Genomic DNA, 14,063 nt, shown 5'->3' on the forward strand with positions numbered 1-14,063 from the left:
TAAAATTTATAACTATTAATAAAGTAAATACTTTTCACGTACTTTTTTAAAGTCTTCTATATCTTTTGCCCAAGTAGCTTTAATTTCTGCTTCAGAAAAACCCTTTTCAATTTGTTGTTGTAATTTTTTTGTACCTGCTAATTTTGTAAAAAACGCATTAAAAAAATCTTTTTTATTAGCCATTTTATACGATTTTATCAGCCATGATAAATTCAAATTACTTAAAAATTCATTTTGTTGTAAATTTTCTCCGTAGCATAATTTACCCTTATGTTTTGGGTGTTTAGCTCCAGGGTTGGGTTGTGGTGTAAAACTAAAGTCATATTCAGTTAAAAAAGGAGCACCATAAATTTGAAACTGATTCTCAGTGCCACGACCGGCAGAAACATTGGTACCTTCAAAAAAGCATAAACTAGGATACAAATTTATACTTGTATCATTAGGTAAATTAGGCGAAGGTTTTATAGGTAAACTATATTTAATGGCATGTGTGTAGTTTTTTAGAGGAATAACAGTTAAATCACACAGAATTCCGTTTTTTAACCACTTTTCACCGTTAATCATTTGCCCGTATTCGCCAATAGTCATTCCATAAACTACCGGAACAGGATGCATACCTACAAAACTTTTATGCTCGGTTTCTAATATTGGGCCATCGATATAATGTCCGTTCGGGTTAGGTCGATCTAAAACAATTACAGGGATATTAGCCTCAGCAGCAGATTCCATTACATAGTGCAACGAAGAAATATAGGTGTAAAAACGAGCACCCACATCTTGAATATCAAACACAATAATATCTATGTTTTTAAGCTGTTCTTTAGATGGTTTTTTGTTTTTTCCATATAAAGAAATAATTGGCAACTGTGTTTTAGTATCAATACCATCTACCACAGTTTCACCAGCATCGGCTTTACCACGAAAACCATGTTCAGGAGCAAAAACTTTTGTAACGTTAACGTTATTATAAGTATGTAAATAATCAACTAAATGATGCTGTACAAGTTTAGAACCCATAATATTTGGTGCTATTTCAGTGTTTTGTAAAACATTTAAAACAGATGTTTGATTGGCAACAATAGCAACATTTTTACCTTTTAATTTAGATAAATAGCTAGCAGTTCTGTCAGCACCAATTATCAAAGAGTCAACAACTTTAATTGTTGGTGTTGTTTTTTTAGTAACCGTTTTTTGTTGCTTAGCACAAGCTATAAATAGAAAATTAATAGCTAAACTAAACACTATAAAATACTTAAAACTGTTTTTCATCTAAAGGTAAATTTAAAAGATAAAATTACTATTTAAAAACCTGTTTTATATAAAAAAGAGTAAAATATTTAAATGAAGGGTATTATTAAGTTTAGTTAAGTAAGAATTAATTACTTTTGATTTTGTTAAAAATAACGCTTTTGAATTTCGAATTATTTATAGCCAAACGAATTATTGCTGGTAAAGAGCATAAAAGTAATATCTCATCGCCAATTATTAAAATTGCAACCATCGCAATTACTTTAGGTATTGCTATTATGTTAATAGCTGTGTCTATTGCCGCAGGTTTTCAAAAAAAAATTAGCGATAAAATGACAGGCTTTAAAGGGCATGTTCAAATTGTAAATTACGATAGTAATAATTCAGATATTACTACTGCGCCTATAAGTATTAATCAAGATTTTTATCCAAAATTTAAAAATATAACCGGTATTAAAAACGTACAGGTTTTTGCAAATATTGGCGGTATTATAAGAACACCTACCGATTTTGAAGCCATTGTTTTTAAAGGTATTTCATCTGATTATGATTTTTCTTTTTTTAAAGAATATTTACTAGAGGGGCGTTTGCCAAATTTTGAACAACCTAGAAATAAAGAAATTTTAATCTCACAATCAATCGCAAATCGATTAGGATTTAAGTTAAATGATACTATTCAAACTTTATTTAGTGCAGCAAAAAGTAAGTTAAAATACAAAATGCGTAAACCAATAATTGTAGGTATTTATAATACCGGTTTTGAGCAGTTTGACAAAACAATGTTAATTGGTGATATTAGAGAGGTACGTCAAATAAATAGATGGAAACCAGATGAAATTGGCGGGTTTGAAGTTTTAATTGATGATTTTAGTCAGCTAACCCAAAAAGGAAACGAAATTTATAGTACTATCGGAACAACATTAAATAGCTATACAATTGTTGAAAATTATCCGTTAATTTTTGAATGGATAAAACTTTTTGATAATAATGTATGGTTTATTATCGCCATAATGATTGTCATAGCAGGTATTAATATGATAACCGCTTTATTGGTATTAATTTTAGAAAGGGTGCAAATGATAGGTATATTAAAAGCCCTAGGAAGTGCTAATTGGAGTGTTCGAAAAATATTTTTATACAACGCATCATACCTAATTTTAAAAGGATTGTTTTGGGGTAACTTAATCGGAATAACATTGCTATTACTACAACAAAATTTTAAAATAATTACCTTAGATCCAGCAACATATTCAGTAGCAACAGTACCAGTACATATTAGCCTTTTAGCAATCATTTTATTAAACCTAGGTACCTTATTATTATGTTTTTTAATGCTAATAATTCCGTCATATATAATTACCAAAATACAACCATCAAAGTCAATTAAATTTGCTTAACATAGTTTTTTTTTGAAGCTATTTCCCGCTTTTCGCACTCGCTCTTTTTTTGAAGAAAAATCAAAAAAAGGAGCTCAAACAAATGCTACAATCGGGGCTAAGTTTATTTAGTAAGTGATAGATAATTTAACAGTGAGTTCGAATTTTTTTTAGCTAGCAAAAACAATATAAAAAATAGATTAAAATTATTTTTTAATTTATAAAATAACACTAATAAACTGGTTGCGTTAGCGATTGAATGGTGTGTTTGAGCTCTTTTTTAATTTTGTTTTTTATTTGTGAGGGACGAACAAATTAACAAAGTGTACAAAATTAAAAAAAGCGAGTAATGAAAGCGCGACACTTGTGAAACGCCCAAAAAGAATTTACCTTTTTAGTTGTGAAATTATGACACTCTGTCATTGTAATTAAATGAATGCTTATTTTTTCTGCCAAAATAAAAGCAAATACTTGTTGGCACACACTTTGACTATTACTACTCGTAAAATTGAATTAAAAAAATTAAGATAAAATAGTTAATTATGAGTAAAATTATAGGAATTGATTTAGGAACCACAAATTCATGTGTTTCTGTAATGGAAGGAAATGAACCAGTTGTTATTCCTAATGCTGAAGGGAAAAGAACTACACCATCTATCGTAGCATTCGTAGAAGGAGGAGAACGTAAAGTTGGTGATCCAGCAAAGCGTCAGGCGGTAACTAACCCAACAAAAACAGTTTATTCTATTAAACGTTTTATGGGTAACAAATTTTCTGAATCTTCAAAAGAAGCAGGAAGGGTACCTTATAGCGTTGTAAAAGGAGATAACGATACACCACGTGTAGATATTGATGGTCGTTTATATACGCCACAAGAAATATCAGCAATGGTATTACAAAAAATGAAAAAAACTGCTGAAGACTATTTAGGTCAAGATGTGGCAGAAGCAGTAATTACTGTACCAGCATATTTTAACGATGCACAACGTCAGGCAACTAAAGAAGCTGGTGAAATTGCGGGTTTAAAAGTTAGAAGAATTATTAACGAACCAACTGCAGCTGCATTAGCGTATGGTTTAGATAAGGCAAATGATGATAAAAAAATCGTTGTTTTTGATTTTGGTGGAGGAACACATGATGTTTCTATCTTAGAATTAGGAGACGGAGTTTTTGAAGTGTTAGCTACGGATGGTGATACGCATTTAGGAGGTGATGATGTTGATGAAAAAATCATTAACTGGTTAGCTGATGAATTTAATGCAGAAGAAGGAATGGATTTACGTAAAGACCCGATGTCTTTACAGCGTTTAAAAGAAGCTGCTGAAAAAGCGAAGATTGAATTATCTTCTACTACTTCATCAGAAATTAATTTACCTTATATTACTGCTACTGCTAGCGGACCAAAACACTTAGTAAGAACATTAACAAGAGCTAAATTTGAAGCTTTAATTGATGACTTAGTAAAAAGAACTATTGAGCCTTGTCAAACAGCTTTAAAAAATGCTGATTTATCAACATCTGATATTGATGAAGTAATTTTAGTAGGTGGTTCAACTCGTATTCCTGCAATTCAAGAAGCTGTTGAAAAATTCTTCGGAAAATCACCAAGTAAAGGAGTAAATCCTGATGAAGTTGTTTCTTTAGGAGCTGCAATTCAAGGAGGTGTTTTAACTGGAGATGTAAAAGACGTTTTATTATTAGATGTAACGCCTTTATCTTTAGGAATTGAAACAATGGGTAATGTATTTACAAAGTTAATCGATGCAAATACTACTATTCCAACAAAAAAATCTCAAGTATTCTCTACAGCAGTAGATAATCAGCCATCTGTAGATATTCACGTTTTACAAGGTGAAAGAGCAATGGCAGCAGATAACAATACAATTGGTCGTTTTCAATTAACTGATATTCCACCAGCACAAAGAGGAGTTCCTCAGATTGAAGTAACTTTTGATATTGATGCAAACGGAATTATCAAGGTTTCTGCGGCTGATAAAGCAACAGGAAAATCTCAGGATATTCGTATCGAAGCTTCTTCAGGATTATCAGAAGAAGAAATCGAAAAAATGAAAGCTGAAGCTGAAGCAAATGCTGATGCAGATGCAAAAGCAAAAGAAACTGCTGAAAAAGTTAATGGTGCAGATTCAATGATTTTTCAAACAGAAAAGCAATTAAAAGAATTTGGTGATAAATTATCTGATGATAAAAAAGGACCAATTGAAGCTGCTTTAGTTGAATTAAAAGCGGCTCACGAATCTAAAGACTTAGCGCAAATTGATGCAGCTATGGAAAAGATTAATGAAGCTTGGAAAGTAGCATCTGAAGAAATGTATGCAGCACAACAACAACAACAAGCTGGTGGCGATGCAGGAGCGCAACAACAAGGTCAACCAGAAGCAAACAATGCTCAGGAAGATAATGTTGAAGATGTAGATTTTGAAGAAGTGAAGTAATTTTTACAAAATAATTTATAAAAGCTCGCCAATAGGCGAGCTTTTTATTTTATAAAAATCTCATTTTTCTTTTAGAAAAGAAAAGAAGTGCTTTAGAAAAAAATAAAGTCACTTGAGCAATTTTTTCTCAATGTGTTAGTAATCACTTATATATTTATGCTTAAATAAGGGAAAAACACCTTTATGTAAAATGTAAAAAAACAAAAAATAGACACACATGAGAAAAAAAATGACCATTTATGTTAGTGCAATACTTTTTGTATTAGCAAGTATTACAAGCTGTGATGATGATGAAAAAATTAGTCCAGCAGAATTTTCTATTACAGCGATAGAAAAAGATTTTGGAACAATAGAAGTAGAGCAATCGATTAACTACTCATTTAAAGTAACAAATGAGGGAGAGGCAGATTTAGAAATTGATGAATTTGTATTAATAGGAACAAATGCAGCTGATTTTTCAACTAGTGCAGTACCTAAAATAATTAAAAAGGATCAATCGTATAGCTTTGAAATTACCTTTGCTCCTTTAACAGAAGGAGAAAAAGAGGCTATTATAGAAATTACTACCAATATTGGAAAAAAAGAAATTACAGTAACAGGAATTGCAAAACCAAAACCATTACCAGGAGTTGATTTAAGTGCAACAGCGTTGGCTTTCGGAGATGTAGAGGTTAATCAAACAAAAGATGTTATGTTTAGTATAACTAATAGCGGAAGTGCAGATTTAGAAATTACTGCTTTTGAGGTAAAAGGAACAAATGCTTCTGATTTTTCAACTTCAGCAACAGCAGAAACCTTAGCAGCAGGAACAACAAAAACAATTACAGTAACGTTTGCACCAACAGTCGTAGGCGAAAAAACAGCAAGTTTAGAGGTAACAACCAATACAGGAGTTAAAGTTATTACTTTAAGTGGTAAAGCTACAGCAACACCAATACCTGTAATGGAATTTAGTGAAACACCTATTCGTTTTGGAAATGTAGAGGAAGGGAAAAACGTATCTAAAAACATTACAGTTTCTAATACAGGAAATGCAGATTTAGAGATTACTAATGTAAATATTATAGGAGGTAGTTCTGCATCATTTTTTACAGTAGTAGGAGGTACAAGTTCATTAATAAGAACTATTGCGCCAGGTGATACATATACTTTTGAAGTTAAGTTTACGCCAAGTTCACAAGGATTTGCTTCAGGATCTATTAAATTTTTTAATAATTCTAGTGATAATGAAGCGTCTTTACCAATGAATGGAACAGGAACAGCACCAGCACAACCTGCAATTGCTTTTAGTGAAACTGGATTAGGTTTTGGAGATGTTACAGTAGGTAACTCTTCAAATGATTTAACTTTTGCTATTCAAAATAATGGTCAAGGAAGTTTAGAGGTAAGTAATATTAGAATGAGTGGACTTAACCCTAGTGATTTTACCTTGGTAAATGTATCTGCACCACAAACAATTGCTCCTAATGGTGGTGTTTATGAGGTAACAGCACGTTTTACACCACAATCTGAAGGACAAAAACAAGCAATGATAGTTGTAGAAAGTAATGATCCTACAAAGCCAAGCCTTGCTATTATTATTAATGGTACGGGGTTACAAGCTACAACAGGTACTATTGTAAATATACCAGATACTAATTTTAAAACAGCTTTAGTTGCTAATAACGCTATTAATATTAATGGAGATAGTGAAATTCAAGTGTCAGAAGCTCAGGCTTTCACGGGTGAAATTAAAGTAGACGGATTGAATATCTCAGATGTAACAGGTATAGAGGCTTTTGTGAATATTACACAGTTTAATGCTGATAATAATTCGTTAACAAGTATAGATTTAAGTCAAAATACAGCATTAAAAAGATTAATCTTAAGAAGAAATAGTTTAACAGCCTTGGATCTTTCAGCTAATACAGCACTAGAAACTATATTAATTGAGGAAAATAGTATTAGTGCAATAGATTTAACAAATCATTCTAGCTTAGAGAATTTTCAATGTGGAGATAATAATATTGCTACTTTATCATTACCAACAACAGCCAATGATTTACGAACTTTATACTTAGAGAAGAATCAAATTAGTACGTTAGATGTTTCTATGTATCCAGATTTAAGAACTTTAGTTGTTTACAACAACAATTTAACAAGTGTAGATATTTCTAATAATTCGAGAGTTGTTAGTTTACATGTTAGACGTAACAATTTAACAAGTTTAAACGTAGCTAATGGCAACAATATAAACTTTATATATATGGTTGCAGATAGAAATGATAACTTAACTTGTATTCAACATGATGCTGGTTTTGATCCTTTAAACCCACCAAATACACAAGCAAACCAATGGGCTAAGCCATCTGGAGCTTCTTGGAGTACTTCTAGTTGTCAATAAAAAACATTCCCTTTAAATAGTAGTTCAAGAAAGTTACCTGTGTAAAAAAGCAGGTAGCTTTTAATAGCATAAAAACAATAATAGAAATGAAAAAATATACAATATTAGTTTGTTTATTCTTCGCTAGTTTTTTGTTTCATCAAACAGCTAATGCTCAGTTTGGTGGTATGTTAAAAAAAGCTAAGCAAAAAGTAACAAAAAAAATAACAAAGAAAGCTTCTTCATCAATAGAAAAATCAGCTACAAGTTCAACTACTAATTCAACGTCAAATACTAACGAGTACTCAGACGAAGAGTTTAAAAAAGAGTTAGCTAAAAAGTATCCCAACGATAAACAAAAGCAAGATTTTTATTTTAAAAAGTATAAAGAATATCAACAAAAACAGGCAGCAGAAAAAGAAGCCTTGTTAGCTAAAGAAAAAAGTAAAGGTAAAGAAGTAAATAAAATTCCTTCACCAATTGAAAGTAGTGAAAATGATAAATTTAAAGACAATCAAATTTATGTATTAAACAGAACGAAGTTTAAAAAAATGCCTGCTTATGATGGTGGTTTTTCAGATAAAATGGAACTGTCTGGTTACTACCATCTATCACAATACTTTGTTAGAAATCCAACAAATCATTTTGATAGAGATCCAGGTGATATTTACGAAGGTTTTTCTATTGAGTACGACCCAGCATCATATCAGTTAAATGCATATTTTTCACCAAACCAAAAACGTTACGGTGTTGTTCCTGAGAAGTACAGAAAATCTGCCGATAAAGGTAATATTCAATTTCAATTTGGAATGGGGGGTGGACCAGAATGGACGAATACAAATGTGCTTTTATTGGAGCCAGGAGTATTATTAATTGGAGCAGCGGTATATCATAAAAATGATAATGTTGGTCATAAATGGATGAATAATGCCCAACCAAAACAGTTTGTAATTGCGGCAAAAGATCCAGAAAAAATTAAGAAGTATTATAAAAACCCTGAAGTAACTTCTCAAACAACTTTTGCTAAGTTTGATGACTTACGTAAAGATTGGTTAGGAGCAAAGTTAAATAGTGTAACAATGCCAGCTAAAGGAAGTTTTGATAAAAATTCAGCAATTAAAAGAGCAGCTGTAAGTGGATTGAATAAATATTATGGTAAAATGAGTATGCAAAATATATATCAATACATGACATCTAATAGATGGTCAACTGTAAAACATAGAGTAACAGGAGTACCTTTGTATCAATGGGCAGTTGGGGCTGTTGTACAGAAAAATACTGGCGGAAAATGTATGTTGCAACAGTTTATAGTAAGAAAAGACTATACTGGGGGCGGAAAATATGGAAGTCCTTTTTTTAATGGAATTAACAGAGCTAGTGTTAGAGCTCCTTATGGTGGGTATGTAAAATGCAATGCTAAACCTAAAAACTAAATAGATACTTTAAATTAAGAATCGTTGTAAAAGGTGGTGTTTTGCGTATTATTGCATAACCACCTTTTTATTGTAATATTAAATTTGTGAAAAAAACGTTTTATATACTAATTATCATTTCATTTTTTGTTGAAAATATATTTTCGCAAGAACCTTTTTATACACAATTTACATCTGATGATGGATTAGTGTCTTTAGCAAATTATAATATTATACAAGATAAAGATAACCTAGTTTGGGTTGGAGGCGAACAAGGATTGTTTTATTACAACGGTAAAAAGTTTCGACAAGCAAAAAAAACGATTGCTACCACAAAAGGTATTTTTAATTTACAAATAGATAATGAAGGACAAATTTGGTGCTCAACTATTTCAGGGCATATTTATAAAGTTGTAAATAAAGAGTTACAGTTATTCAAAGATTTTTCTAATGAGCTAAAAGGAACTTATGCGCATTTAATAGTGATGAAAAATGATGTTTTTTTTATATCACAAAGAAATAGCTATCAGGTAGATAAAAAAACAGCATCAATTAAAAAAAACTTAAATGCTCATGTTTCTAAATTTGTAAAAACAAAGAATGGTTTTTTTTATTACAACTTAAAAGAAACTAATACGATAACGCAAGTTTATGAAGAAGAAGGAAAGCCTATTTTTAAAAAAATAAACTTCGATATAGAAAAAAACTGTTTGGATGAGGGAAAATTTCAAATGTTTCAATGGTTTAATGATGTTGTTGTAAAAGTAGATAAAGAAGAGTTTAAGGAATTTTCAATCAACATACATACTCGAAAAATTAATAGTGTTAAGCTACCAAAAAATCTTAAAAAAGCACAAGTTTATAATACTAAAAATTTTAAAGAAAACTGGATGCTAACATCAAAAGGTATTTTTATAGCTTTTGATAATGAAAAAGCTGATAGTACTAGACAAGTTTTTAAAGGTTATCATATAACTGATATTTTAAAAGATAATGAAAATAACTATTGGCTTACCACACTTCAAAATGGTGTTTTTGTTGTGCCAAATTTAGGGATAACAAAAAAAAGTTTTTTAGGAGTAAACGAAGATATTATTTCAGTTGAAATAATAGGAAAAGAGCGTTTATTATTAGGTACTCAAAATGGTAATTTAATTGATTATGATGTGCAAAATAACAGACATAAAGTTATAAAGTTAACTAACCAACGCCCCGTAAATAGAATTAAATATAACAAAACACTTCAAAGAGCATACATAAGTACCAACGGAACCAGTAGCTATATTTATGATTTAAAAAAGTTGAAAGTTATTAATCTAGGAGAGCAATTTACTACCGCAAAAGGTTTTGCACAAATAAACAAAGATTCACTGGTGTATTTATCATACCGTCATGCTGTTATTTATACTCATCTTTCTAAAAATAATAAAAAGTACACCGTTTTAGAAAATAAAAGACCAATAAGCACTCATTACGATGCTAAAAATAAACTTATTTATGTAACTTATATTGATGGGACAGTGGTTTATAATAAAAAACTACAAACTATTCCTGTGAGTTATCAAAATAAACCTATTATTTTTTCAGAATATACTCAAACTATTGATGGTGAAATATGGGCAACAGCAAGAAATAAAATTTTAAAGCTAGCAGCAGGAAAAGTTACTGATAGCATAACGTTTTCAAATGGATTATTAAAATCTCAAATAAAAGGAATTTTAGGAGAAGGTAATTTTTTATGGATTGTAACAGAAAAAGGGATACAAAGATACGATACTGATAAACAGCAGATAAAAACAATCAATTTAACAGATAAAAGCACTTTAAAGTTTAAATCTCCCGTAATACAAAACGGTTATTTGTGGATAGCAGGTAATAATTTCTTATGTTCAGTAAATACCGCTATTTCAGAGCTAAAACAGCCAAATTTAGCTCCGTTAGCTTATATAAGTAATATTAAAATTGGTGGAGTTGAACAAGAAATTAAGACAAAATACAAATTACCATATAAAACTAATGATATTACGTTTAATTTTAACGCTAATGGTTTTAAAGCTAGTGCTAAGAATGTTTTTCAGTATAAACTTTTAGGTTTTAATACAACGTGGCAAACATCTGAGTTGAATGATGATGTGGTAAGGTATATTGGAATTCCATCAGGAAAATACGAGTTTTTGCTTAGAACCAAAAGCATAGGTGGAACTATTGGAGAAGAAAGTAAAGGTGTTAAAATAATTGTACAAAAACCTTTTTGGAAAAACTGGTGGTTTATTATAATAGTATTTTTAATAGCTGTTTTAGGAGTAATAATATATTACCAAATTAAGTTAAAATGGAAAGAGGAAGAAGGAGAGCGAGAATTAGAAAAAGTAATTTTAGATAGTAGAATAAGTAAGTTAAGGTTAGAAAACTTACGTTCACAAATGAATCCTCATTTTATTTTTAATTCTTTAGGAGCTATTCAAGATTATGTAATGAAGAATGAAAAATATTTAGCAAGCGATTATTTGGTTAAATTTTCTCGTTTAATAAGAATGTATTTAAACCACAGTAGAGTTAATCTAATATCACTTAAAGAAGAACTTAACTCGTTAGATATATATATAGCTTTAGAGCAATTACGATTTGAAAATAAATTTAAAGTACATTTTTTAGTTGATAAAAAAATTAATAAAGAAGATTTTGAAGTTCCCCCATTGTTTATACAACCATTTGTAGAAAATGCAATAAAACATGGACTCGTTCATAAAAAAGATCAAGGAAATTTAACGATAATAGTAAAAAAAGATATAAGTAATACTCTAATTATAATTATTGAAGATGATGGTATTGGGCGAAAAAAATCATCAGAAATTAATAAAAAAAGACAAAGGCATAAGTCTTTTGCGGTAAATGCTACTCATGAGCGAGTTGCTTTGTATAAAAAAGAAAATTTATTTGATATTTTAGTACATTTTACAGATAAAGAGGATGAATATAATAATGCCACAGGAACAATAGTAACACTAAAAATAAAAAGAATTTAATAATGAAAGCTTTAATTATTGATGATGAAACAAAAGCACGTAGTGTAATGAAAACGATGCTTACTGAGTTTTTTCCTGAAATAAATAGTGTTATTACAGCAAATAATTTAGTAAACGGAGTAAAATCAATCCGTGAAAATAACCCTGATATTGTTTTTTTAGATATTGAAATGCCTGAATACTCTGGTTTAGAAATATTAGATTTTATTTCTGAACCTATAGAGTTTCAATTAATTTTTATAACAGCATATCAACAATACGCATTAGAAGCATTAAAATTATCGGCAATAGATTATTTGGTAAAACCTATTGATAGAGAAGAGTTGCGAGTAGCTATAAATAAAGCTAAAATAAATATTAATCAAAAGAAAGTAACTGCACAATTTTCAGAGTTAAAAAAAGCAATTCAATCATTATCGTCACATAAAATAGCTTTAGAAGTACCGGGAGAAATTATTTTTGTTTCGCATGAAGATATTTTATATTTAGAAGCAGATGGAATGTATACAAAAGTGTATCTAGCGAATAAGGAAAAACAACTAATATGTAAACCATTAGTTTACTTTGAAAATCAACTTCATAATAATAATTTATTTTTTAGGTGTCATAGGTCTTTTTTAATAAACCTCCACTATTTAGACAAGTTTGTAAAAAAAGATGGCGATTTTTTACTGATGCGAAATCATACAACGATCCCTATTTCAAAAACAAAAAAGCAAGAATTTTTAAAAATTATAAAAGAAGTGTTTTAGATTTGTAAAATGCAATTTTATCAAAAAGAAATTCAATTACCAGTATTTACTAGAGGTTATCATTTAATTACTGATGTTTTAGTTGCTGAAATACCTGAAATAAAGAGTATTAAAATAGGACAATTTCAGGCATTTATAAAACATACCTCTGCAAGTTTAACGATTAATGAAAATGCTGATCCAACGGTTCGGTTAGATTTTGAATCGCATATTAATAAAATGATTCCTGAAAACATGCCCTATTATAAACACAATTATGAAGGAGCAGATGATATGCCTGCACACATAAAAAGTTCTATGTTGGGTTGCCAAGTACAAATACCAATAACTAACGGAAAATTAAACCTAGGTATGTGGCAAGGTGTTTATTTAGGTGAACATAGAAATTACGGAGGAAACAGAACAATTGTAATTACCATATTTGGAGTTTAATGAAGTATCATAAATTCAATTTTTTTAAATACACGTATTGCGAGTTTGAATCTCGGTCAATAGATTTTTTTAAAGATAAATCAGCACATTATCAAAGTAAATCGGGTAGTTTGTATTTTTATACAGACGAAGGGGTTTACAGATATTCAAACCATTGGGGAAGAGTAGCAAATTGTCGTTGGAAAATTAAAAATATTGAAGATTATAAAAGTCAAAATTATTACGTAGGTTTTGCCAAATGGAGCGATTTTTACCCGTTAAATGATACCGATAAAGTGTTTTATGTAACCGTAGATTTTTTATTAAAACAAGCAAAAATCCAAAGAATTAATAAAAATGAGGTAGGAAATGGAAATTTTTTAATGACATCAATATTAGCACATCAGCGGTTAAAACAAATTAATACCTTATTTAAGGAGCATAAATGGGCACAATATTTTGATGAAGACATTGAGCAACTAAGAAAAATATTAATAACAAATTTAGTTACCACAACTAAAACAATACAACAATTAAAAAGAGAATTGTAGTTTTAGTAAACACTATTAACCCCTACGCTAAATCCAAAACGAATTTCACTTTCACTACCAAGCCTTTGAATAGCAATTTTACCTAAAGCAATTTTACCAAATTCATTATTGGTAATTTCTTCATCATTTAAAAATAACTGTCCCGTAAACTGCTTTTTAGTATTGTACTCGCTTTTATCTTTTTTGTTTTGGTACACATTAATAGATAAAATATTGTTTTTATCGGTGTAACCACAAAAAACACCATAATTATCCCAAAAAATATAATTATTACTTTTAGTAAGTTCTCTATCAGGTTTTCCTAAAGCGTTAATTAAAGTATCGTATTTTGTAGGAAAAGAAATAGGTTTTTTATTAATAAAAATAACATCAGTATCGCATTTAATAATTAAATTTTTTACTTTTTTCTTTTTAAAAAAATTAAACATAATAGCGTATTTTTATTAAGTGATTACTTTTGTTAAGTTGCATG

Annotated in this window: 10 protein-coding genes; 8 read left to right on the forward strand and 2 right to left on the reverse strand. The window is 29.6% G+C overall.

The window, feature by feature from the left end; genetic code table 11:
• Positions 1-15 precede the first annotated feature (15 nt).
• Positions 16-1,269: an exo-beta-N-acetylmuramidase NamZ family protein gene (locus tag BA195_RS12785; RefSeq protein WP_068706069.1), complete on the reverse strand. Its 1,254-nt coding sequence runs from the start codon at positions 1,267-1,269 to the stop codon at positions 16-18.
• Positions 1,270-1,409: 140 nt separating this feature from the next.
• Between BA195_RS12785 and BA195_RS12790 the strand changes: the two genes are divergently transcribed.
• The 8 genes from BA195_RS12790 to BA195_RS12825 all read left to right on the forward strand — a co-directional run bounded on the left by BA195_RS12790 (position 1,410) and on the right by BA195_RS12825 (position 13,591).
• On the forward strand, positions 1,410-2,645 hold the full coding sequence (locus BA195_RS12790; protein ID WP_068706071.1) for an ABC transporter permease: 1,236 nt from the start codon (positions 1,410-1,412) through the stop codon (positions 2,643-2,645).
• A gap of 521 nt (positions 2,646-3,166) precedes the next feature.
• Entirely contained in the window at positions 3,167-5,077 is a 1,911-nt protein-coding gene (gene dnaK, locus BA195_RS12795; protein WP_068706073.1) for a molecular chaperone DnaK, read from the forward strand.
• Between the two features lie 217 nt (positions 5,078-5,294).
• A complete protein-coding gene (locus tag BA195_RS12800) occupies positions 5,295-7,460 on the forward strand; it encodes a choice-of-anchor D domain-containing protein (protein ID WP_068706075.1) in 2,166 nt (721 codons plus the stop codon).
• An 86-nt stretch (positions 7,461-7,546) separates the two neighbouring features.
• The gene (locus BA195_RS12805) at positions 7,547-8,872 is read left to right on the forward strand and encodes a hypothetical protein (protein WP_141677720.1); all 1,326 of its coding nucleotides are present in this window, start codon (positions 7,547-7,549) and stop codon (positions 8,870-8,872) included.
• 86 nt (positions 8,873-8,958) lie between these two features.
• A complete protein-coding gene (locus BA195_RS12810; protein ID WP_068706079.1) occupies positions 8,959-11,877 on the forward strand; it encodes a sensor histidine kinase in 2,919 nt (972 codons plus the stop codon).
• Between the two features lie 2 nt (positions 11,878-11,879).
• Positions 11,880-12,629: a LytR/AlgR family response regulator transcription factor gene (locus BA195_RS12815; protein ID WP_068706082.1), complete on the forward strand. Its 750-nt coding sequence runs from the start codon at positions 11,880-11,882 to the stop codon at positions 12,627-12,629.
• A 9-nt stretch (positions 12,630-12,638) separates the two neighbouring features.
• Positions 12,639-13,061: a secondary thiamine-phosphate synthase enzyme YjbQ gene (locus tag BA195_RS12820; protein WP_068706084.1), complete on the forward strand. Its 423-nt coding sequence runs from the start codon at positions 12,639-12,641 to the stop codon at positions 13,059-13,061.
• Positions 13,061-13,591: a hypothetical protein gene (locus tag BA195_RS12825; protein ID WP_068706086.1), complete on the forward strand. Its 531-nt coding sequence runs from the start codon at positions 13,061-13,063 to the stop codon at positions 13,589-13,591. The genes BA195_RS12820 and BA195_RS12825 overlap by 1 nt, the downstream gene beginning before the upstream one ends.
• A gap of 2 nt (positions 13,592-13,593) precedes the next feature.
• On the opposite strand, the gene BA195_RS12830 is transcribed toward BA195_RS12825, so the two are convergent.
• Positions 13,594-14,019, reverse strand: a complete 426-nt coding sequence (locus BA195_RS12830; protein ID WP_068706088.1) for a DUF7738 domain-containing protein — start codon at positions 14,017-14,019, stop codon at positions 13,594-13,596.
• Positions 14,020-14,063 lie beyond the last annotated feature (44 nt).

This window comes from Tenacibaculum soleae, assembly GCF_001693415.1.
Lineage (GTDB): Bacteria > Bacteroidota > Bacteroidia > Flavobacteriales > Flavobacteriaceae > Polaribacter > Polaribacter soleae.